This is a genomic window from Exiguobacterium sp. s127, assembly GCF_018618695.1.
GTDB classification, from domain to species: Bacteria; Bacillota; Bacilli; order Exiguobacteriales; family Exiguobacteriaceae; genus Exiguobacterium_A; species Exiguobacterium_A oxidotolerans.
Genome location: NZ_JACSMO010000005.1, coordinates 190,889 through 211,782 on the forward strand (window position 1 = coordinate 190,889; position 20,894 = coordinate 211,782).

Sequence of the window (20,894 nt, forward strand, 5' to 3'; positions counted from 1 at the left end):
TAACAATAGGAAACACAACAAGGAGAGGAGGAATTGTGTCATGTGGCTACTGTTTGGGATACTTGCCATCTTCGCGACGGCGGTGAATCTGATTTTGTACTTCATCGGCAAGGACTATAAGCTGGCGATGGCTGCCGGGTTATCGCTTACGGCGCTCACACTGTGTACGGAATACAGTCAACTGGCGAGCTGGGTCGAAGCGGAGGACTGGGCGGCCTTGGCAGACGTTGTTCCCGGAATGGAACGCGCCTGGTGGTTCTTAACGATTGTGTCGATTGGACTGAATCTGACACCACTGTTACTCGAATACAGAAAAAACCGATCCTGATTGATGCATAAATTCCTTTTGAAGGGAGGTCGCTTGCAATGACCTATACCTATTTACCACTGACACAACATCAGGCGGAACAGATTGCGTATGACTGGCAATATGAGGGTGACTTTGCGTTCTGCGATATGCCGAATGATCAGGAGGACCTGGCGGAATTTTTGGATCCGGACAAACGGAAAGAACATTACTATGCGGTGATGGACGGTACGCAACTGATCGGATTTTTTGTGTTCGAACCCGGACAGGGCAGCCTTGAATTGGCGTTAGGGATGCGACCTGATTTGACGGGACGGGGAAACGGAACGGCTTTTTTGGAATCCGGTCTTGCCTTTGCGATCAAGCAGTATCAACCGCGCCACATTGAATTAGCCGTCGCAACGTTTAACGAACGGGCAATCCGGTTGTACACTAAAAGCGGTTTTGAGCCGATTGAACGGTTTCAGCAAGAAACGAACGGTGGAAGCTTTGAATTCGTCAAAATGCGTCTGCATACAGGAGTGATGAAATGAATATTGAACAGCAGTTATTTGAGGCAGCAAAAGAATTAATCGAAACGAGGTATTCGAACGGATGGGGTGGAGCGGCAGCGATGGCGACCGATGACGGGCGGATCTTGACGAGTGTCGCACCGGAAGTCGTCAATGCGTCGACGGAATTGTGCATCGAGACTGGTGCCATCCTCGAAGCACACAAGTTGAATTGTCGGATCACACATACGATTTGTGTCGTGCGGGACGATGAACAGGCACCGTTCAAGATTTTGAGTCCATGCGGTGTCTGCCAGGAGCGTCTGTTTTACTTTGGTGCGGACGTCAAAGCTGCCGTCACGAATCCCGAGCAAGCACTAGTCTTTAAAGCACTCCATGAGTTGCAACCATACCATTGGTTAAAAGCGTATCAAAGCTGAGTAACAAGTGAAAGAAGAAGAACTAATGTTAGTATGAAATTGGCACTGATTATAGGTTATCAGGTAAAGAAGGTGAGGTTGAATTTGCTACATTTATCAAGTTTTATAGCCTTAGTGCTAGGTATCGGATGTGGTCTGATTGCTCTTGCTGTCTACGTCCTAAAGAAGAATTTGAAGAACTGAACTTTCGAGTAGTCCTACTTTAATAATGAAAATCAGCTTGATTGATAAAAAGAAGAGTGTACACATAAACAGGTTCCCACTCCTCTTTCGTTACGTTATGTGCCGTTAAATAAGATTCGGCTATGTAGAAAAATCGTCATCGGTATTTTCCTTTCTTAAATAAAGACAATCAGCGAAAATCCAATCAGGATGTTGATGAAACTGAGGACATCCGTTGTTTTGGTAAAGGACGATCGTCCCGTTTTCTTTGCTCTGTCATTGAAAAACATCAAAACGACAGCAAACAGTGTTGTTAAGCCGAGCGGGGCGTTAAGGAGACTGTCGGAATACGTAAATAAATTAATTACGAGGTAAAGACTGTTCAGTATCGAAAGGTAGAGTAATGTTTTTTGCATCCAATCACATCCTGTTTGATTTGTTATATGATTATACATTTTTTACATAAAATTTCCAACTCGGGAAGGGGAGTCTTAAATGTTTTTACCTGTAACTATTTAAAACCACGAACTTAAAGTCATCAAAAGAGCCAAATCCCTTCTTTGTTAGAGGTGAAGGCACTTTGTTCCTTTTCATCATACGTATGAATAATGGTTAAGCGACGTTTGCAAAAACAGTCGTTAAAAAGAGAAACGAAGATGTTTACTTATCCGTGGGTCTTAGCTTCCTTATTTATAGATATCCCGACGATGGCCAATCTCAAGAATCAAGATCACGACTTTGTCCTCTTGGATGTCAGCAATCAGACGATAATCACCGATGCGATACCGCCATTCACCCGAACGATTCGAGACCAGACCCTTTCCATGACGACGCGGATCATCCGTCCCGACCAGGTTCTTCTTGATCCAGGACATGATGATCCGCGATTGTTGAGGATCCATCTTTTTAAGGGACTTTTGAGCTCCGAGCTCAAACTCGACTATATATGCTGTCATTCTAAATCAAGTGCCTTTATCATATCATCAAACGAGATTGCTTCTGATTTTTTGCGGTGTGCTGCCATGGAATCATGATAGAGTTGTAAATCAATCTCATCTTCAATACGATCGAGAACGGCATCGCGAACAAGTGTAGAAATCGTGATGTTTTTTGCTTTCGCATATTCTTTGATCAGTCGCGTATCTTCATCATCGAGTCGAACAGAAATCGTACTCATACTTATCATCTCCTTTGTAATACATTGTAATACATATTTAGATGTTAGTATAGATGCGAGTTCGTTCTCACTTCAATCTATTTTGATTAAGAGAGCATACTGACCATCACCATTCTCCGACCATCCTGCTTAAAGTTCATATGCGTACGTTCCACTCTTTTTTGGTATTACGAGTTGCTTATTTTTTAACGTAACCGGGTTACTTTTTTCAGTCATGTGCAGACCGTCTGCGTAGATTTTGTCGACGCATTGACCTCTAAACATGCAACTCCAGCAAAATGTACCTTGGACCGTTAAAATACTTTGTCCCTTTATCTCGACACGGGGATCTGGCGGCTCATTACATAAGGGTTCGAATTGAACAAAAAACGCAAAGATGATCATTACAGAACCAATCAATAAGTATTTACGCATTTTAAACTGTTCTCCTACGCAAGTAGTATCTTAAAAAATCAATCATATTTTTAATCAGATAATCTAATATGAGTTAAACTGAAATGTGGCTTAAACTGTATATCAACTTCCGTTTTTCCTGAATCGCCTTTGATTTTTAAACACTCACTTTCATTTCTGATTGATTCTATAAAATATAGTTCAAAATCGAAGATCGTCCACCTGTATTCATCATTACTTAAGCTGACGTCACATTTATGTTCATATTGTGAGATATACAGTAATAGCTGAAATCCGAGTTTGTCGACCTTTTTATACATATAAAAACCGGCACCTTCTTGATAAAGTTCTTCCGGTTCGGATTCGAATAACTCAAGCAGTTCGTATTCATCATAAAACATATTTTTCTACTCCTTCCTTTTGTATGTGTTGTTTATAGGTAGGTATCGCGGTAATGACTTTCATGAGGATTTCGTCCTTAATGTTTAGAAGTAGGCAGATTTGTGGCTAGTTTTGATAAAAAACTAATGAATCAAGCAAGGTTTCTTTGCTTGACTCATTCTGGAGGTTCCAAATGACAATCGAAGTAATTAAAAATATAAGGGTGTTGTTTCGCGAAGAAGCGAAACGACCAGTTCCATTGTTGGACTATCTTGAACTAAACGATTTACGAATCGATGAACTTCTGAAAGAGGAAGATCGGAATGGTGAATTTATTATTGAATTCGAGCTGGAACAAGACACCATCACGTTGTCTTACGAAATGCATGAGCGGGAAGAAACATCACAAGTCGAATACATCGTGTATTTCATCTGTAAGTGGAAATGGATTTGGCAATGGTATTCGAAACGATTTTTAGAACACGACATACCATTTGACGTTTATCCGACAATCATCGATTACGCGAAAGCCCGCATACGTCCACTCGAATTAATGGAAGAAACGGTTCAAGAATTAGAGGGATATACAAAAGAAGGCTTACTCTTTTATTATGGGTCGGGACCGTTCGATGACTTTGAGGAGTCCGATGAAAATCTGGATCAAATTTTAGAATATGATGAAATGAACAGCAAAGAAACCATGCGAGAACAGGGACTTTATTTTGACCCGGAGATGGAAAGATGGATTCAGATTCCGGCTTCTCTCGACATCATCGAAAAGACAATTCGGCCATTATCAAACGTAATGTAAGGACGGACTTGACGATTAAGAAAGCATCCTGCAACGATATTTTTTTTGTATTCACCGAACCTGACTCAATTGAATCTTTGCTCTTTTCACTACTATTTTGCTTATTCATCATTTGAGAAGATCCTGATACTTGTAGCCTTTTAAGATGTCATCATTCTCTTCATACGTCCATGCTTTGACGGCGAGATCAGGGTTTGCTTTCAGGTGATGCGTCAAGATATCGCGGCCTAAAGAATAGCGGCTCCATAAAGGGATGTCTTTTTCAGTGTTTCCCATTGTAATCTCCTGATAATCGGCTTCGCCGTTCCCAATCAGACGCGCTACATGTTTCTTCGCTGCCTCATCGATTGGTTTATCCCAGGGCGGCTTGACATCTTTAATGATGCGATCGGCAAAGGCATCGGCTTTCCCTTCGAAGATGACAGAGTCGAGGGACGTATCGATTGAACTTAACTCGGGTGTGTCATTCAGGACCAGGTGATGGTATTCGTGTGCGACCGTATAGGCAAGCACGTCCTGATTGAAGTCGGGATTTAGATTAAAGAGGATGGAATCTTTAAAAGCGGCTCCACCGACTCCTCCTAACGGATCAATCATCGACCAAAATTCCGGATTGGACGGTGCGATGAAAATCGTGCTGTTTTTTTAGGGAGAACCTTATGGGAAGCGAGGTAGCTGTTCGTAATGATTTCTTTGATTTCGTCATTCCGTTTCGCCAATTCATTCGTACGATCGAGCAGATCCTGCTCATTGATTGTTGATTGCAACAAGAAAAAGCTCTTTAGGCTGTTTGTATTGAAGTTCTCCTGTTCCCCGATCTTGTCAATGTAGCCGAGGACATATTCTGCATAATTTTTTACGTCCATCGCTGAGTCGTCTTTCTTAAGCGATGCCTTCAAATATGTTTGATACGGCGCGTACAGCGGTACGATCGTCAGTTCGCTGTCCTTGCCGATTTTTATAGTTTCTGGTTTGAAAGCTGCAGACTCTTCATGAGTCACTGCTTTTTCTTTTTCATCTGAACATGCCGATAACAGAAGGAACGGGACACAAAGCAAAGGAACGATTACTTTTTTCAAGGGGATGACCTCCATTTTTTAATTTTATGTAAAAATACACCATCTTTTTAATTTGTATGACCATCGTAAACATAGGGTTAAACGCTTCTGCGGTAATCCTTTTGTTATAGTGATACATTGTTATATTTTTTTACGTTGACTACCGTATAAGGTTTCGCATATTCCGTTTTTTTACAAAAAAGAAGCGAAGAATAACAAATGCACGATACAATCAAGAAAGAATACCCAATAGGAGTTGGTGTAATGGAGAATGTTCAAATCAGTGAAACCATCACAAAGTTGGAAATGGTTTTAGAAAACCAGCTGACACGGGAAGAAGTGTCGGATTGGGCGTATGAAGTGATGACGGCGATGGAATGGATGGAAGAAAAAGAAAATCGTGTGTTGACAAAGGAGGAGTTGGCTGTTTTTCATTGTCTGACGACGGTCTATGGGATGGATTTGCAAAATAGCCCGACTGAGTATTTTCATGTGGACGATGATTTTCGGGATTGGATAAAAGACTTTCAGGAAGTGGAGAAAAGCCTAAAGACTAAGAAATGAGCGTCTTTCGTTGGTATACTCAACAAAAATCGTCCGAATCGTGAAACCTTTACTGGAACAAACAGGTAAAAGAATTCAAAGGGGATGATGAGATGGTACGCTGTACAAATTGTGATTACAAGTGGAAGACGAAAGACGTACTGGCTGTCGGCTTTGCGAAGCATGGCAAGGCATGCCCGAACTGTGGCGAAAAGCAGTATCTTTCAAAAGATACGCAGCATTATCTGTCGCTCGGATACGTCAGCCTGTTTTTTTTACTGATCATGCCGTTCGTCATTAAGCTGAGTGACCGGGAAGAATCTGTCTGGTAAGCAGGTCGCCGCGTGTTCAAAAAAGACGGAGTTTTTCTAACGGCGTATACTGACGGAAAAGGGGGCGCGACGGGATGCCATCACTCTATGAGATTGAAGTACAGGATGCAACCGGACAGACCGTTTCATTACAAGATTATGCGGGAGAGGTACTTCTTATCGTCAACACAGCCAGCAAATGCGGGCTCGCCGGTCAGCTCGGAGACTTGCAACGGTTGTACGACACGTATGCCGAGCAAGGCGTTCAGGTGCTTGGTTTCCCGTGTGATCAGTTCAACCGTCAGGAATTTGCTGATCCGCAAGAAACGATGCGGTTTTGTCAGCGGAATTACGGTGTGACGTTTCCGATGTTTCAGAAGATTGACGTCAACGGGCCAGCAGAACACCGGTTGTATACGTACTTGAAACAGCAACAGGGAGGACTGCTTTCGTCAACCATCAAATGGAACTTCACGAAGTTTCTCGTCGACCGTCAAGGGCGGGTCGTCAAGCGGTTTGCCCCGGTCGATTCAATCCAGACGATTGAAAAAACACTGGCGCGCTATGTATAATGAAACTATGTCCCGTCCGGCGCAAGCCGTCGGACAGGCGTATCGCATCACCCTACCTTTGGCGAGGTAGGGCTTTTTTGTATCAACGATCCGCCTGTGGATTTAACGACTGTTTCACGATATAGTCGCTCATCTTGTGACCGAGGTCCGTAAAAGCGGGTGGACGCGGGGATAGGATATGAATGTCATCCTCAAATGCCCGGATGGCGTAGTGGGTCCAGTCTCGCGACGGGTCCCGCTTCAATCCCATCCAGGCCGTCGCAAAGGTCAGAAGTGCCGATTCCTTAAACAGGACAAGTGGAATCGAGCTGTACTCGAGCCCTTCATCCAGTTCATATAAATCCGGTGCACGAAGCAGGATACTGTCCGCTTCAAACGATAGTTTGAAATAATTGCAGGAATAATCACCGATGATCACCATAGTTTGATCTGTATGGCCGCGAAAATAGAGGGCGATTTGATGGCCGTTATTCTCGTCCGTGACCAATTGATCGAGTGCGATCTGATAGTCTTCCCGGTACAACAGTTTCTCAAATGTGATGTGCATGACTATTCCTCCTTAAGAGTGCTTCTCCTTGGCGAGTTCGAGGATATCCGGCTGTCGCACCCGTCGTGACGACCAGATGAGTAATCCGATGCCGCAAAATAAAAGTAAAATGCCGATCCACGACAACAGACTGAGTGTTTCCCCGAGGACAAAAACTCCAAGCAGGGCAGCGGTCAACGGTTCACCAAGCGACAGCGTGACGGCAGTCGAAGACGAGACATGCGCGAGCCCTTTTGCGAACAAGAGATAGGCAAGACCGGTCGCAAAAACTCCGAGATGCAGACTGATACCGGCACCGCGCAGACTGAAGACCCATGACAGGTCGAACAGGAACAGGAGCGGCGACAACAGGACGGCGCTGAGCGTAAAGACGACGGCGACGACCGACAGCGGCGGATGGGTTTTCACCAGATCCCGGCTGACGAACGTGTAGGCGGCGAAGGAGAGTCCGGCACCGAGAGCGAGCAAAATGCCGAGCGGGTTGACCGATACTGCCGCTTGATTTATGACGAGCAGCAAACAACCGGCAATCGACAGTAATGTCGACAGCCACCAAATCGTACCGGGACGGTCTTTTAAAACCAACCATTCAATGACTCCGGAAAAAATCGGCGCACTGCCGATTGCGACGACCGTTCCGACGGCGACACCGGTCATGAGAACAGCGGAAAAGAACAACGGCTGATAGGCGGCCATGCTGAGGGCGGCTAGAAAAACCGTGAGCAGGGGCCAATCTTTTAAGGTCAACTTTCCCGTCAGTAAGACGAGGCACAGTAAAAAGAATCCGCCGACTGCTAAACGGACTGCACCGATCGCAATCGGATGAGTCGCTTCCGGCGCAAAGGCTTGTGACGTGCCGGTCGTGCCCCAAAACATCGCTGCGAGTAAAATCAGTAGCATCGAAGACTGTTTCTGCATGGTTCACCTCCAAATGAATCGGTGACTGATGTGACATAGGCACCGTTATGATTAGAAAAAGAATACCATAGAAACAGGAAAGACGAATCACCCAAATTATTGGTAAAATGGTAGAATCGAGGAAGACGTATCAGCAAACCTCAGATAGAGATACAAAAAGGATGGAGATCATGAAGCAAATCGCAGTTGTCCTAGATGGACTCAAACAGAAAATCAGCCATGGATCGACGTTCATCCAGCGCAGTTACAATTCAATCGGTCAAGCCACGTTCCATCTGCCAAAACCGATCAGACCGGAAACACTTCAAGCGTTCCAAGCCGAGTTCGAGCAACCGTTACCAAGTGAATATCAGACTTTTTTCGAACTGCATGACGGAGCAAAACTGTTCATGTTAGGCGACGAGGGGCTGGTCTTGTATCCGCTCGAGGAAGTGATCGAAAAGACAATTGAGGCCAAGGGAGATGGTCTGATTGATGAAGACTATGGTCATTACTGGATCATCGGTGAACAGATCGCGAAACGAGTCGAACATCCGCAAACCCAAATCATGCGGTATGACGGCTACCGGGCCTTTGCAGAACAATTGCCACGCCCTTTACCGGGCTGGGAGTAGGAAATGATTTGCGAAAAAGTAGTGATTTTTTAAAATAGTCATTTAACAAGTAAACAGATTGAAGCACGGCGTATAAGGGAAATACTCACTATCATCCGGATAGGTTTAGTAGTGAAAAGATATTCTGTTTCTTATTTGAGACTCGATTCATTTTGGGATTTTTACTACGTTTAGTCTGTATTTTAAGAAACAGTTAAAAAACGCGAAGGAGGAGAAAAAATGAAAATAGCAATATCGGCTGCGAATGGTAAGTTGGGAAAAGCAATAATTAAAGAAGCGGTCTCGCTATTACCTAAAAGCGATGTGATCGGACTAGCGCGAACGCCTGAAAAAGCAATGGATATTGGGATTGAAGTACGTCCTGGCGATTACGACGATCTGGAAGCATTAGAGAAGTCACTTCAAGGGATTGATGTGTTGTTACTTGTATCCGGTATGGATGCACCTGATAAGAGGGTAATTCAACACCGCAATGTCATTCGAGCTGCTAAAAATAGCGGTGTCAAGAAAATTGTCTACACTAGTATACAAGGAGCAGAGGAGGGGACTGCATTTTCACCAATTGTTAAGAGTAATCGACAGACTGAACAAGATGTAATCGATAGCGGGTTAGAGTGGGTTATTGGGCGCAATGGAATATATATTGAACCCGATGTTGAATACATCGACTCCTATATTAAAGAAGGTGGCATTCGAAATTGTGCAGGCGACAACAGATGCGGCTATACGACAAGAACTGAACTGGCTTATGCGTATGCAAAAATGATGATAGAAGATAAGCATGATTCTAAAATATACAATCTTCATGGCGAAGCCATTACTCAATACGAACTTGCAAATTATTTGAGCAATGCTTTTGATGTCGATTTAACTTACACGTCAATCAGTGTGGAAAAATTTAAAGAAGAACGAATTGCCGAGTTAGGTGAATTTATTGGAACAGTTGTGGCTGGAATTTATCAAGGAATCAGAGAAGGTAAGTCAAACAACACGAGTCACTACTTTGAAGCGGCAGGTAGATCTCATCAATATTGGAACGATTATTTTAAAAGTTTCAGACAAGAAAATAAAAATTAAACTTAAAGGGTACTTTCTATAAAAGCATTTTTTTGCAAGAGAATTTTTAACGATAGGAAGTGAACTCATGACGAAACAAAATCAGCATGTCACACCACATCCGGATGGTGGATATCAAGTCAAAGCGGCAGGGGCTTCCAAAGCCACAAAACGTTTTTCGACGCAAAAAGAAGCTATTGCCGCAGGTCGTGAAATTGCGAAGAAGCAACAGGTAGAGTTAATAATTCATAACAAAGAAGGTCAAATCCGCGAGCGGGATTCTTACGGAAACGATCCTTTTCCGCCACGTGGATGACCGAAGTTTAGTAGAACTGCACAATAAAGCACGTCCATACAAACTGGACGTGCTTTATTGTGCAGTATTTTTCGTGTGTGATCTCCTTTGAGTGCGCCACTTAAAGTTAAGAAATACTTCAAAGATGAGAGCTCATGGTGCATGAAAGGAAATTACTTTGTTAACACGGGTGAAATGACTGTCGACACTGTATCTAGTCCTTCAGCCGTCACCCGAAGTCCTTTGACGTTGATTTCAAAATCGACAGGGTCTGCACCAAATATGATCGTATATCGATCAAGTTCTTTACCATTATTATCAGAGAACACAATTGTCGTCTTGTCGTCAGGCTTAGCATAAGCAATGTAATTAGAATTATCAGATAACGCCTCTTCCGTTAAGAGAGAGCTGACCGGAAAATTTTTATTCGAAGAGCACGGTGACGTCTATCTGACAGTTTTTCAAAATTAGGCGAGAATACGCCCACTTCTAAACGATTCGCGTGAAGCCTGAGTGAAAAGTGGGAGATGAATCGCTAACCACTCTTTCGGGTATATACGTTGCAAGGAGAGGAACATCATGTTGACACACAAGGCCTACAACTTCAGAATATACCCGACAAAAGAACAGGAAATCCTGATAGCGAAGACCATTGGTTGTTCGCGCTTCATCTTCAATTACTTCTTATTGAAGTGGGATGAGACATACAAAATGACAGGAAAAGGACTGTCTTACGGTTCTTGTTCGGAAGAAATTCCGATGTTGAAGCAGGCGTTCGACTGGTTGAAAGAAGTTGATAGCACGTCTATTCAAACGAACGTCAAACATCTTGACGGTGCTTTTGACCGCTTCTTCAAGAAGCTGAACGAACGGCCACGCTTCAAGTCAAAGTGCAACCCTGTTCAATCGTATAGGACGAACATTCAGGGCAAGTCTCAACTTCCCGAAGACGGGCTCATCCGTCGGCGTCGATGTCGGACTCAAGACCTTCGCCATCCTGTCGAACGGCACGGTGTACAAGAATGACCGTTTTTTTTCGTTAGCTTGAGAAAAAGCTGGCGCGTGAGCAACGCAAGCTTTCTCGTCGTCAATGGTTGGCCTTGGACAAGAAAGGAAAACTTTCCGCATGCTCGAATACAAAGCGGAATGGTACGGCAAGACCTTAACCTCTAAGCGAAGCGTAGGTAGAGGTAGTTCAATTTGAGCCTTTCCACGACAGACTGAACTAACGGTTCAGTAGCATGAAATTTTGAAAAGACAGGGGATGACTAAATGTTTTCAATAACAATAGAGAGTTTTATACGCATTACCACTGTAGGATTTTTAGCTTATATCAGTCTAATAATTTTTTTACGAATTTCTGGGAAGCGGACATTAACTAAGTTGAACGCTTTCGATTTAGTGATTACAGTCGCACTTGGTTCTACTTTATCTACTATTTTACTTAGTAAGGATGTCAGTTTATTAGAAGGATTGACTGCACTTACTCTATTAATTTTAATGCAATTCATGATGACATTCATAGCTGTTCGTTTTGAAAAATTCAATAAACTCATTAAGTCAGAACCACGATTGCTATATTTAAGAGGCGAATTTCTTGAAAGGGCTATGAAAAAAGAAAGAATCAGCAAGAACGAAATCTTACAAGCCGTGCGTAATAAAGGAATCGGGGGATTAGAGGAGGTGAAAGCTGTTGTTCTTGAAACAGACGGTAGCTTATCAATTATTAAAGGAGAACTAGAGGATACTTTACCAGAATTAGGCGGAAAAACGCCCACTTCTAAACGATCCGGATGAAGCCCGAATGAAAGTGGGAGATGAATCGCGACCCTCTCTTTTAGGTATATTTTTTGTAAGGTGGTGAACATCATGTTGACACAGAAGGCCTACAAATTCAGAATCTATCCGACAAAAGAGCATGAAATCCTGATTGCGAAAACCATTGGTTGTTCGCGCTTCGTCTTCAATCACTTTTTAGCGAAGTGGGATGAGAGGTATAACACGACAGGTAAGGGACTGTCTTACGGTTCTTGCTCAAAAGAACTCCCGTTGTTGAAGCAGGAGATCAACGAAATGCCGAAGACGGGCTTGTCCGTCGGCGTCGATGTCGGACTCAAGACCTTCGCCTCTAGTCAACTGTGCTCCAGTTGCGGACATCAACACAAAGATGTGAAACATCTTGGCTTGCGTGAATGGACGTGCCCGAGTTGTGGCATCCACTAGGACCGTGATGTGAACGCAGGACTGAACCTCAAACAAGAAGCTGAACGCATCTTAGCTTCTTCAACCGTCGGGACGACGGGGGTAGCCTAATCAATTTTCGACCATTAGGTCGGATTCCTGAGTTGTGCAATACATGAACTTACTGCGTGTCAAAGCAATTAAGAAAGCCTTCTGATTGGTCAGATTTATATTTTTCGTGCAGACGATAAAAGGTCTCTTTCTCATTGAGCAGAATGAAACAACCCCGGTCGTCAAAAATATACAGGATGATGTCTTTGGCAGGGTTGACGAAAAAAATTTCAGGATAGTACGTCTGTCTCGACTTAAAGCGGGGATACAATTCAGGAAAGTCCTGATTGCAGATTGCTTGAAGCAACTTTTTATAACGAATGGACTGTCTGCTCGGTAATAAGCGGGCGTATTGGTAAATGACTTCTTCCTCATCGCGGACAGCCTTTTTTTCGAACTCAAGCGCGTATCGATTCTTGTTATTTTTAAGATAACGCTCAAAGATCTCCGTACTTTTCGCCGGAGGAGACTGGACTTCTTTTCTGACACGTACAATGAGGTACAGACGGTCGTCTTCCTGAAACAGATCTTCAAACAAGGCGAGGGATTTTTGATAGACCTTCTCAAAGTAGGCCATATTCAGTTCATCGGAATCCTCCTGTATTTGGTAAAGTCCTTTTTGCAAGTCGAGACTGAGTGTCAGTGGACGCTCCGCAAAAGATTCTTCCAAAACATCTGGATTGTCGAAGTGAATGTGGAAATAATCGTTTAGTTTCATAAAGTGTTCCTTCCTTGGCAGTTGTTGTGTACTTTCCTATTATATTTAAGAACGTCTCCGGATGAATGAAGATTTCCAGTTAAGGGTATCAAAGATAGAATCAAACTAAAACAATCCACTCAAAAGGAAGTGAACGCATGGCGAATCAGCATGTTACACCACATCCGGATGGCGGTTATCAGGTCATTGCGGAAGGGGCATCGAGAGCAACGAAGCGATTTCCGACACAAATAGAAGCGATCGCAGCCGGACGGGAAATTGCGAAAAAACAACAGGTCGAGCTGATCATTCATAACAAGGAAGGTCAGATCCGCGATAAAGATTCATACGGCAATGATCCGTTCCCGCCGCGTGGGTAAACGCAAAAACACGTCGCTAGTATAAGGACGTGTTTTTATTGTGGATTGAGCCGTCCTGCCATTCTGTCTTCAACAAGGAATACATATACAAATCATCGAACTGTCCGCGTGTCTTCTCGTATTGACGCAACAGTCCTTCCCGCTTGAAACCAAGCCGTTCGAGCAACCGTTGAGTGGCCGTATTGTCCGGCAGAACAAGCGCTTCGATCCGGTTTAAGTTCCATTCATTAAAACCGTGTGCGAGTACGGCTCGAACGGCTTCTTGTGCCAGTCCTTTACCCCAGTGAGCAGGACTCAGTTCAAAGCCGAGTTCCGCCCGCTGATGCCGGGAAGAACGGTTCAAGAAACCGCAACTGCCGATGATGTCAGGAGTCGCATGTTCAGTGATGCCCCAGCGGAGACCGGTCTGTTCTGTTCGGATGGCGTGATACCAGTTGATTTCGTCCAACGCATCGGCTTCCGTTTGGAAGGGAGCGAGCCCTATCGGTTTAACGACACGTTCATCAGCGAGATACGTCAGTAGACTCGGAGCGTCGAGCGGTGTCACCTCGCGGAGCGTCAGTCTTGTGGTTTGCAGGATGGGGAATGGAGAAGTAGTCAAAGTAATCCCTTCCTTCCATGGATTTAATATAATCCGGTCATGGTCAGCTTCAGAAGCATCGATACAATGTATTCTTTGGCGATTGTTTCGTCGCTGAACTTCTTTTGGTCAAACGTCATGCCACGTTCCCGAAAAAACGTGTACCACGTACCGTATTCTTCATAATAATGAAATCCGTCCAGCAAACGATTGGATTCGGTCGAAGATGGTTCAGGTATACCGTGTACCGCCGTATAAGCCAAGACTTCCGCTCGACTGACAGTAAAAACGTCTGCGTAGGAATGATTTCGCATATTCGGGACACCAAGTGTTTCACAGGCGAACTGTAATGGATTTCCGTACAGCAGGACTTCAATTTGTTTTTTATGATCAATCACTTGTCTCGACTCCTGTTCTGAAAACATGTATTGATTTTGCGACCAAAATACATTTCCATCATTTTAACATTTGATTAAGATTAAAACCATATAGTGGTAAAATAGATAAGAGACAAAAAGAAAAATCCTACTCTTTACCATGGTTTTTATGTAATAAGAGGGGGGCAATCATGAAAAAAATTATCTTAGGCGAACTGCTAAAATTTTATGGAAAACAGATGGGGACGAGCCTGTTTTACATAGGGGCATTACTGGTGTTTCCTTTTAGTGTTCTCATGAAAGTTGTTGCCGATATTCGTGAAACCTATACCTATATGGACTTTGCTAGTTTACTGGATGGGCTCGTCATCCCGATGCAGGGAATCATGTTATTGGTTGCCGTCTATATGTACCGACTTGTCGCGGATGAAATCCAGTACCGACAAAGCATTCTTTTTCCAGACATCGTCCGGATTCAGTATCAACGCGTGATAGCAATACTCATGAATCATGCTCTGTTTACCGGTATGACTCTTTTGTTTGGTGCCACAGGAATGTTTGTCTATTTTCATCAGGAACAAGTTCCGTGGTCTAGCTTCCAACTGGACATATTACGGCACATCTTGATTTTTTATTTTCTTCCACTTGTCCTCGCAGCCTTATGGGGAATAAATTGTGCGATGATTTTCGGGAAACAAAAAATTGGAATGCTTGTATTGGTTCTCATCTGGGTGTTCCTCGGACCTCTGAATACCGAGTTCTTTTCTGCTTATTTTTATGAAGGTGGATTGGAAGGAGACCGCAGTTTTCTGTTTATCGGTCCTTTGCAACCTGGTAGTGTATATGTGCCGCTCGTTGGATATCTTGGAAACCAAGCATTACTGTTGAAAATCTTCATTCACATCGTGCTTCAAAGTATCATTCTGTTTCTGTTAATTGGTCAGTGGCACCTCAGATTTTCACGACAATGGATGACAGTAGTCATTTCATTACTCGTGCTTTGCCTGCTGATCATAATCTCACCTTATGCGCTGGCGAACAACCAACAGACCTTTGACCGGAGTCACGATGCTGAGCTAGCCCAACATTATAAAACACCTTATCGGTTTCAGCCGAATCATAAAAATTTGGACTATACGATTCAAAAGATGAATTTAACTTTAAATCCTGTCGAAAATCAGATAGAGACGGAGGCGGAACTGAAAATCCAGTCAGATCAGGCGCATATTGTCTTGTCTTTATGGCACGAGTACCACATCACATCCGTATCAGCCGGACAAAAAAAGTTGCAGTATAAACAGTACGGCGACTTTATTAGCATGTCGCTTCCTCCGCAGGCACGAACGCACACCGTGACGATCCGTTATCAACTCCACAACAGTCCTCATTTTCCGGTGACAGAGGAAGAATGGTATCTGCCGGCGACGACAAATTGGTACCCGGCCCGCCAAGTTGAGCCCATCAATCGTTTAGGCGTGGAGACGCTTGATCTGATTGTTGACCGATCTAATCTGATGAATGTGCGAATCACAGGTGAGTTGCCGAATGATCTCGTATCGAATTTAACAAGACAGGATGAAAATACGTACATAGGACGAGTATCAGGTGTGACGTTGCTTCGTGGGAACCTGTCGACCTATGAAGCTAGAGGGATCCAGATCGTAACGGATTCTTCCTGGTCCAATCCTTCGACTTATTGGTTGCCGGTCGAACAGGTACTGAAACATACAAATACAGTTATTCGGCGCACGTTTGGGAAAAAAGTGATTTTTCCGGATAAGGTGGTGCTTATTTCGCCGAACCTTGAGCGAAACAGTTTCTGTGATAGTCATCATTTGTTGTTGCAAGTGGGGACTAACCTCAGACTGGATCAAAGTTTAAATGAAGTGATTGCGGCCTATGTACCGGGCTTGATGTGGTCTGAGACATCAAGCCACGTCAAAATAGATCCAAAGTGGAAGCTGTTTAATGCCGCACTTGCCTACTGGTTGCAAATCGAACTGAAACTCGAACCGATTGAGATTGATTCATTTTATCTTCAACAAACCGGACGGGATATGAAGCAACTTAACGGTTGGATCAAAATGTTTTCTGATCGCAGTCATGACCAGCAGTTGGTGCTGTTACAGAAATGGTACCGTGAGTTGAATGCCAAGCAGAAGGGAGGGAACAGGGATGATTGAAGTGCAACATCTGTCCAAGTCTTACCGCAAAAAACACATTCTGCATCAAGTCTCGCTAGAAATCGAAGGTATCTATGGATTGCTTGGTCCAAACGGAGCCGGGAAAACAACATTAATGAAAATGCTCTGTGGATTGACGTCGATTACCGGCGGACAGATTGTGATTGACGGTCAATCCGTTGTCCGGAGAAAGTATGCCGATGTTTCCGATCGAGTCGGTTTCCTACCGCAAGATTTTAATGTCTATCCGACTTTAAAAGTGGAAGAAGTACTTCTTCATTTTGCTTTATTGCAAGGAATCATGGAGATGAACCAGCGGCAGGAACGGGTGGAGGAAGCATTGAGACGCGTCAATCTGCAAGACAAAGCACAAACACGGATGAATGAGTTGTCCGGAGGGATGCGGCGTCGGGTCGGTATTGCGCAACTGTTGTTACGGAAACCGGAGATTTTAATTTTTGATGAGCCGACAGCTGGTTTAGATATCGAAGAACGGATTCGTTTTCGTAATCTGTTACATGAGTTGGGGGTAGACCACACGATTGTCATCTCCTCGCATCTCGTCGAGGACATCGAGTTCCTCTGTACAAAGATTGGGATTATCAAAGGTGGCTCCGTCCAGTTTGAAGGTACTCCGACCGAGTTAAAAGCACAAGCGGTTGGCTACCTCGGACAAGTTGACGTCATGGCAGAGGATCTTGGAAGGTGGATGCAGGATGAGCGTGTCGTACATTTAAATGAAAAAGGGGACGTCGTGGAAGTACGTTTTTTAGAAGACGAGGCGACTGGCATTTCTACAATCGAACCGAAGTTAATGGATGGCTACTTGATAGTCATGCGACGTGCTATATGAAGAAAAGGCAGATTCTCCATCACTTATTTATGTTCGATTGGAAACTGCACGGCGTCGCTGCATTACTTCCGGTGCTGGTCTTCCTTGTGTTGGAGGTGTCTGCGTTATCGGATTGCCTGACGTCCGGAATTCAAATCGTTCATACCGTGTTTATTCCGTGTGTGGCGTGGACCATTATGTTACACCTCCAACCTCTATTTGAAGAAGGAGCGTATCACACGTTAGTTTTGCAGTATCGAAAGTGGATTTGGATAGACGCAGGCAGGTTTTTCCTCGTTTATTTTGGTGGATACATCGTGTTGATGGCGACAATTCTCGAATTAGATTTTAGCGCCTTGCCATTTCTTGTATATGTTCATCATATCTTGTTGCTGTTGTTATTTTTATTTGTCGGGATGAGTCTGATGTTGTGGACTCAGAAGTTTGAATACGCGCTCGCCTTAATCTTGATGTACACCTTATTAGAAATCGTCACAAAAGGACAGTTCATGCCATGGCCACACGTTTTTCAGCTCGATGTTAATCTGACCGATCCTCTTTACCAATCCAAAGTTCAACGGGTTGGTGTTCTGACAATCCTTTTTGCCGGATTGTCGGGTATTCGATTATGGCAACGATCTTAAACGAAAACCGACTACCAATTCTTGCTCTTAAAGTTCTTCCGTCTCGACAATTTACCAGACAGAATCAATCCGCCGGAACAACCGATTTTGCTCGAGTTCATCACGTCTCATCAATCGTAAAGAGATAACGTGATGCGTGACATGTTTACGAGCTCTGTTCCTTTAAAGGTAAGTTGATAGATATCCGGCTTTGTCGTTTGGCGAAGAAAATTAAAATCGTACATAGCATCAAAGTGGTGAAAAATCGCAGTCATGATGAAACCGTGCGTGCCGATGACGAGCCGTTTTCCAGCGTTCTTTTGCAAAATCAACATCAATGCCTGAATTCCACGGTGCTGACAGGATTGAAATGTTTCCGAGCCGTCGCGAGAAAAATCGTGATCAGTAAACATCTGTTGGACGAGCGGATAGACGTCAGCTTGCGGCATCGTCTGGTGTTGTCCGGAAAAGGCACATTCCCGTAAGTTTTCTTCAATCAAGATGTCTTTCCCGAAATAATGCGCTGCCGCTTCAATCGTCAACAACGAACGCTGATAGGGACTGGAGAAAAACAGATCAATCTTTTTATCCTTTAAGTAGGTTGTGACGTGTTGTGCAGCCATTTGTCCGCCATCAGTTAAACCTCGTGTTCGTTCATCCAAATCGGTTTTCGGAGATTCAGCGTGCCTTACAAAGTAAACAGTTGTCATAGAAGCGGAACCCGCCTTTCTGTGATGGAGTAAAGTGATTGGTGAGGTAAAAATTAAAGGATACAGCTGACAAAGCAGATTAAAGCCCTACTTGATTAATTATGAGCCATTTCACAAAAAAGAGACATTCATTTTAACCTATGTGGAATGGGAACAAAGAGGTTGCTCTGGGATGCGTTTCAGAATCTATACTGAAGACGAACAGTACATTATCCCGCAAGGAGGAACACCATGCGCTTATTTGCCATTGATTTAGACGGCACGTTGTTACACTCAACTCATATAATTTCAGAACGAAATGTCTCAGCGGTCAAGCAATGCCAGAAGAATGGAGACATCGTCGTGATTGCGACAGGACGTGCCGCGTTTGACGCAGCGCACCTGTTACGGTTCCATGAACTCAATTGTCCAATCATCGGTTCAAACGGAGCAGAACTCCGGGCAGAATACGAAGGAACAACGATACGGAAATGTGCTTATGTTCCCTCTGATGAGAGTGAAGCCATCTTGAACTGCTTGCTGAAGCAGAACGTATATCTTCAAATTTACTTGGAAGATGAAATTCTGATGACGTATGACGCGACGGATCAGTTGATGAAAAAAATCAAAGAAGAACAAGGAACCAATCCGTCGTTTCAAGCTGACAAATTTCTTAAATCCGTGCACCCTCAATTGACGCAATACGGCGTTCGGGAAGTAACGGATTTCTCTGATGTCAATTTCACGCAAGTCATGAAATTCATGATTGTCAGTCCGAAAGCAGTCGTACTTAAACAGATTCAAAATGACTTGTCGTCACGAAACTGCACCGTTACAAGCTCTGGCCCATTTAACCTTGAGGTGACGGCGAGCGGAAGTGATAAAGGAATGGCGTTGCAACAATTTGCTGAACGGATGGGAATTCTACTGACAGCAACCGTAGCGATCGGCGATCATCACAATGACTTGCCGATGTTTCGGGTGGCCGGGACAAGTATTGCGATGGGGAATGCGGAAGACACCGTTAAACGACTGGCGACTTACAAGACAGGACATCATGATGACGATGGAGTTGCCATGGCGTTAGAAACGTTCCGTTCGATTCAAGTCGGACATAAAGGAGTACAGGATGGCAAATATTACTGAAATCGCAAAGGAAGCCGGCGTTTCCCGCTCGACGGTCTCCCGTGTGTTGAACAATCAGCCGTATGTCATTGCTGAGAAACGGGAGGCCGTCTTACGGGCAATGAAGCAACTGGATTATCGGCCGAATCAAAATGCGGTTCATTTGTCGCGTGGCAAAACAAATGTCATCGGTGTGATGGTTCCGCAAATCAACCATCCGTTTTTCAGTCAACTGATCGAGGGCATCGGTATTGCCTGTGCCGAACAGAACATTTCGATGCTGATTCATCAAACGTTTAGTGACAGGGAACAGGAACAGCTGTCGTTTACACAACTGCGGCATAAACAAATCGACGGGCTGATCATCGGATCGTCAGTCAGTCCGCCGGAAGCACTTGAGCGTGTTCGACGCGATGGTCCGGTCGTAATCTGCGAACAGCGGGAAGAAAGTCTCGCGCAGGTCGCTGTTGATCATCAAAGCGGAGTCTTAGCAGTGTTATCTCATCTAGTGGAACGGGGGCATTCTTCTCTCGGACTGTGTCTCGGAAATCCGGCGAGCGGAGTTGGTTTGATTCGCCGTCATGCTTTCGAAGCGTTCGTTCAGGAACACGGACTACTCGTTTCGCCGGATTGGTATTTTGAGGAGAACTATTCCTTTGCCGATGGACAAAAGGTCATGAATCAGTTGTTGACGCTCACAGACCGACCAACGGCGATGATTGTCGGCAACGATCATGTCGCTGCCGGCATCATTCATCAGGCGAAACAAGAAGGTATTAAAATTCCGGATATGCTTGCTGTGACCGGTTTTGACAATCAGGCGATTGCGGAGGCAATGGGGATGACCACCGTTGCCCAACCGATTGAACGACTCGGAAAAGAAGCAGTCCAATTGCTCGATCAGTTGGCTCGGGGAAAAGAACTTCCCGTCAGTCAGCCGATGCCACTCGAACTGATTGTGCGTGAAACGACATGATACTTGAAAGTTGTAAAGCTCATAAACGTAGCGTTTGATCTTCGCAAAGCCGTCGTACTCAAAA

At 44.2% G+C, this 20,894-nt stretch carries 31 protein-coding genes and 1 pseudogene; 19 read left to right on the forward strand and 13 right to left on the reverse strand.

Going from position 1 to position 20,894, the window contains the following annotated elements; all coding sequences use genetic code 11:
* Positions 1-40: 40 nt before the first annotated feature.
* The 3 genes from KNP98_RS08900 to KNP98_RS08910 are packed head-to-tail and all read left to right on the forward strand — an operon-like array spanning position 41 to position 1,238.
* Positions 41-328, forward strand: coding sequence for a hypothetical protein (locus KNP98_RS08900; protein ID WP_214769569.1), 288 nt, complete (start codon positions 41-43; stop codon positions 326-328).
* Positions 329-366: 38 nt separating this feature from the next.
* Entirely contained in the window at positions 367-840 is a 474-nt protein-coding gene (locus KNP98_RS08905; protein ID WP_214811171.1) for a GNAT family N-acetyltransferase, read from the forward strand.
* Positions 837-1,238, forward strand: coding sequence for a cytidine deaminase (locus KNP98_RS08910; protein ID WP_214801305.1), 402 nt, complete (start codon positions 837-839; stop codon positions 1,236-1,238). The genes KNP98_RS08905 and KNP98_RS08910 overlap by 4 nt, the downstream gene beginning before the upstream one ends.
* Positions 1,239-1,576: 338 nt before the next feature.
* Here KNP98_RS08910 and KNP98_RS08915 read toward each other — a convergent pair whose 3' ends face one another.
* The 4 genes from KNP98_RS08915 to KNP98_RS08930 all read right to left on the reverse strand — a co-directional run bounded on the left by KNP98_RS08915 (position 1,577) and on the right by KNP98_RS08930 (position 3,371).
* A complete protein-coding gene (locus KNP98_RS08915) occupies positions 1,577-1,816 on the reverse strand; it encodes a hypothetical protein (RefSeq protein ID WP_214801308.1) in 240 nt (79 codons plus the stop codon).
* A gap of 270 nt (positions 1,817-2,086) precedes the next feature.
* Positions 2,087-2,356 (reverse strand): type II toxin-antitoxin system RelE family toxin, encoded by a 270-nt coding sequence (locus KNP98_RS08920; protein ID WP_214801311.1) that lies wholly within the window; start codon positions 2,354-2,356, stop codon positions 2,087-2,089.
* Positions 2,353-2,577, reverse strand: a complete 225-nt coding sequence (gene relB, locus KNP98_RS08925; RefSeq protein ID WP_029333494.1) for a type II toxin-antitoxin system RelB family antitoxin — start codon at positions 2,575-2,577, stop codon at positions 2,353-2,355. Before relB ends, KNP98_RS08920 begins: the two co-directional genes overlap by 4 nt.
* A 464-nt stretch (positions 2,578-3,041) precedes the next feature.
* Positions 3,042-3,371, reverse strand: coding sequence for a hypothetical protein (locus tag KNP98_RS08930; RefSeq protein WP_088836891.1), 330 nt, complete (start codon positions 3,369-3,371; stop codon positions 3,042-3,044).
* A gap of 173 nt (positions 3,372-3,544) precedes the next feature.
* Between KNP98_RS08930 and KNP98_RS08935 the strand changes: the two genes are divergently transcribed.
* The gene (locus tag KNP98_RS08935) at positions 3,545-4,162 is read left to right on the forward strand and encodes a hypothetical protein (RefSeq protein ID WP_088836892.1); all 618 of its coding nucleotides are present in this window, start codon (positions 3,545-3,547) and stop codon (positions 4,160-4,162) included.
* 108 nt (positions 4,163-4,270) lie between these two features.
* On the opposite strand, the gene KNP98_RS16040 is transcribed toward KNP98_RS08935, so the two are convergent.
* Both KNP98_RS16040 and KNP98_RS16045 read right to left on the reverse strand, forming a co-directional pair.
* Positions 4,271-4,759 carry a DUF2268 domain-containing putative Zn-dependent protease gene (locus KNP98_RS16040; RefSeq protein WP_251135157.1) on the reverse strand — a complete coding sequence of 163 codons (489 nt, stop codon included), beginning with the start codon at positions 4,757-4,759 and terminating at the stop codon, positions 4,271-4,273.
* Positions 4,756-5,241, reverse strand: coding sequence for a hypothetical protein (locus KNP98_RS16045; RefSeq protein WP_251135159.1), 486 nt, complete (start codon positions 5,239-5,241; stop codon positions 4,756-4,758). Before KNP98_RS16045 ends, KNP98_RS16040 begins: the two co-directional genes overlap by 4 nt.
* 243 nt (positions 5,242-5,484) lie before the next feature.
* On the opposite strand from KNP98_RS16045, the gene KNP98_RS08945 reads away from it, so the two are divergent.
* The 3 genes from KNP98_RS08945 (at position 5,485) to KNP98_RS08955 (ending at position 6,646) form a co-directional block, all read left to right on the forward strand.
* Positions 5,485-5,784, forward strand: coding sequence for a hypothetical protein (locus KNP98_RS08945; protein WP_214801320.1), 300 nt, complete (start codon positions 5,485-5,487; stop codon positions 5,782-5,784).
* A gap of 92 nt (positions 5,785-5,876) precedes the next feature.
* Positions 5,877-6,095: a hypothetical protein gene (locus tag KNP98_RS08950; RefSeq protein ID WP_088836894.1), complete on the forward strand. Its 219-nt coding sequence runs from the start codon at positions 5,877-5,879 to the stop codon at positions 6,093-6,095.
* Positions 6,096-6,169: 74 nt separating this feature from the next.
* Positions 6,170-6,646, forward strand: a complete 477-nt coding sequence (locus KNP98_RS08955; RefSeq protein WP_214801322.1) for a glutathione peroxidase — start codon at positions 6,170-6,172, stop codon at positions 6,644-6,646.
* Positions 6,647-6,728: 82 nt separating this feature from the next.
* Here KNP98_RS08955 and KNP98_RS08960 read toward each other — a convergent pair whose 3' ends face one another.
* Positions 6,729-7,193 (reverse strand): hypothetical protein, encoded by a 465-nt coding sequence (locus KNP98_RS08960; protein WP_214801326.1) that lies wholly within the window; start codon positions 7,191-7,193, stop codon positions 6,729-6,731.
* A gap of 12 nt (positions 7,194-7,205) precedes the next feature.
* Positions 7,206-8,111: a DMT family transporter gene (locus KNP98_RS08965; RefSeq protein WP_214811174.1), complete on the reverse strand. Its 906-nt coding sequence runs from the start codon at positions 8,109-8,111 to the stop codon at positions 7,206-7,208.
* A gap of 170 nt (positions 8,112-8,281) precedes the next feature.
* On the opposite strand from KNP98_RS08965, the gene KNP98_RS08970 reads away from it, so the two are divergent.
* The 3 genes from KNP98_RS08970 (at position 8,282) to KNP98_RS08980 (ending at position 10,097) form a co-directional block, all read left to right on the forward strand.
* On the forward strand, positions 8,282-8,725 hold the full coding sequence (locus KNP98_RS08970; protein WP_214811176.1) for an SMI1/KNR4 family protein: 444 nt from the start codon (positions 8,282-8,284) through the stop codon (positions 8,723-8,725).
* A 219-nt stretch (positions 8,726-8,944) separates the two neighbouring features.
* A complete protein-coding gene (locus tag KNP98_RS08975; RefSeq protein ID WP_214765671.1) occupies positions 8,945-9,802 on the forward strand; it encodes an SDR family oxidoreductase in 858 nt (285 codons plus the stop codon).
* 67 nt (positions 9,803-9,869) lie between these two features.
* Positions 9,870-10,097, forward strand: a complete 228-nt coding sequence (locus KNP98_RS08980) for a DUF2188 domain-containing protein (protein WP_214811179.1) — start codon at positions 9,870-9,872, stop codon at positions 10,095-10,097.
* A 152-nt stretch (positions 10,098-10,249) separates the two neighbouring features.
* On the opposite strand, the gene KNP98_RS08985 is transcribed toward KNP98_RS08980, so the two are convergent.
* Entirely contained in the window at positions 10,250-10,405 is a 156-nt protein-coding gene (locus KNP98_RS08985; protein ID WP_214811181.1) for a hypothetical protein, read from the reverse strand.
* 250 nt (positions 10,406-10,655) lie between these two features.
* Here KNP98_RS08985 and KNP98_RS08990 point away from each other — a divergent pair.
* From KNP98_RS08990 to KNP98_RS09000, 3 genes and pseudogenes are all read left to right on the forward strand, one after another.
* Positions 10,656-11,221, forward strand: a pseudogene (locus tag KNP98_RS08990) (helix-turn-helix domain-containing protein); the annotation flags it as partial.
* Positions 11,222-11,348: 127 nt separating this feature from the next.
* Positions 11,349-11,873 carry a DUF421 domain-containing protein gene (locus KNP98_RS08995; RefSeq protein WP_214801331.1) on the forward strand — a complete coding sequence of 175 codons (525 nt, stop codon included), beginning with the start codon at positions 11,349-11,351 and terminating at the stop codon, positions 11,871-11,873.
* A 72-nt stretch (positions 11,874-11,945) separates the two neighbouring features.
* Positions 11,946-12,299: a helix-turn-helix domain-containing protein gene (locus tag KNP98_RS09000; protein ID WP_483298138.1), complete on the forward strand. Its 354-nt coding sequence runs from the start codon at positions 11,946-11,948 to the stop codon at positions 12,297-12,299.
* Between the two features lie 139 nt (positions 12,300-12,438).
* Here the strand turns inward: KNP98_RS09000 and KNP98_RS09005 are convergent, their stop codons facing one another.
* The gene (locus KNP98_RS09005) at positions 12,439-13,086 is read right to left on the reverse strand and encodes a DUF3885 domain-containing protein (RefSeq protein WP_214765680.1); all 648 of its coding nucleotides are present in this window, start codon (positions 13,084-13,086) and stop codon (positions 12,439-12,441) included.
* A 137-nt stretch (positions 13,087-13,223) separates the two neighbouring features.
* On the opposite strand from KNP98_RS09005, the gene KNP98_RS09010 reads away from it, so the two are divergent.
* Positions 13,224-13,445 (forward strand): DUF2188 domain-containing protein, encoded by a 222-nt coding sequence (locus KNP98_RS09010; RefSeq protein ID WP_214765683.1) that lies wholly within the window; start codon positions 13,224-13,226, stop codon positions 13,443-13,445.
* Positions 13,446-13,461: 16 nt separating this feature from the next.
* On the opposite strand, the gene KNP98_RS09015 is transcribed toward KNP98_RS09010, so the two are convergent.
* Together KNP98_RS09015 and KNP98_RS09020 are read right to left on the reverse strand one after the other, a co-directional pair.
* Positions 13,462-14,046, reverse strand: a complete 585-nt coding sequence (locus KNP98_RS09015; RefSeq protein WP_214765686.1) for a GNAT family N-acetyltransferase — start codon at positions 14,044-14,046, stop codon at positions 13,462-13,464.
* A gap of 23 nt (positions 14,047-14,069) precedes the next feature.
* The gene (locus tag KNP98_RS09020; RefSeq protein WP_214765689.1) at positions 14,070-14,423 is read right to left on the reverse strand and encodes a hypothetical protein; all 354 of its coding nucleotides are present in this window, start codon (positions 14,421-14,423) and stop codon (positions 14,070-14,072) included.
* Between the two features lie 170 nt (positions 14,424-14,593).
* Between KNP98_RS09020 and KNP98_RS09025 the strand changes: the two genes are divergently transcribed.
* The 3 genes from KNP98_RS09025 to KNP98_RS09035 are packed head-to-tail and all read left to right on the forward strand — an operon-like array spanning position 14,594 to position 18,061.
* On the forward strand, positions 14,594-16,585 hold the full coding sequence (locus KNP98_RS09025; RefSeq protein ID WP_214811183.1) for a hypothetical protein: 1,992 nt from the start codon (positions 14,594-14,596) through the stop codon (positions 16,583-16,585).
* Positions 16,578-17,438 carry an ATP-binding cassette domain-containing protein gene (locus KNP98_RS09030; RefSeq protein ID WP_214765695.1) on the forward strand — a complete coding sequence of 287 codons (861 nt, stop codon included), beginning with the start codon at positions 16,578-16,580 and terminating at the stop codon, positions 17,436-17,438. Before KNP98_RS09025 ends, KNP98_RS09030 begins: the two co-directional genes overlap by 8 nt.
* Positions 17,435-18,061 (forward strand): hypothetical protein, encoded by a 627-nt coding sequence (locus KNP98_RS09035; protein WP_214801344.1) that lies wholly within the window; start codon positions 17,435-17,437, stop codon positions 18,059-18,061. The genes KNP98_RS09030 and KNP98_RS09035 overlap by 4 nt, the downstream gene beginning before the upstream one ends.
* 110 nt (positions 18,062-18,171) lie before the next feature.
* Here KNP98_RS09035 and KNP98_RS09040 read toward each other — a convergent pair whose 3' ends face one another.
* On the reverse strand, positions 18,172-18,750 hold the full coding sequence (locus tag KNP98_RS09040; protein ID WP_214765701.1) for a histidine phosphatase family protein: 579 nt from the start codon (positions 18,748-18,750) through the stop codon (positions 18,172-18,174).
* Positions 18,751-18,981: 231 nt separating this feature from the next.
* On the opposite strand from KNP98_RS09040, the gene KNP98_RS09045 reads away from it, so the two are divergent.
* On the forward strand, positions 18,982-19,875 hold the full coding sequence (locus KNP98_RS09045) for a Cof-type HAD-IIB family hydrolase (protein ID WP_214811185.1): 894 nt from the start codon (positions 18,982-18,984) through the stop codon (positions 19,873-19,875).
* The gene (locus KNP98_RS09050) at positions 19,859-20,830 is read left to right on the forward strand and encodes a LacI family DNA-binding transcriptional regulator (RefSeq protein ID WP_214811188.1); all 972 of its coding nucleotides are present in this window, start codon (positions 19,859-19,861) and stop codon (positions 20,828-20,830) included. Before KNP98_RS09045 ends, KNP98_RS09050 begins: the two co-directional genes overlap by 17 nt.
* Positions 20,831-20,894 lie beyond the last annotated feature (64 nt).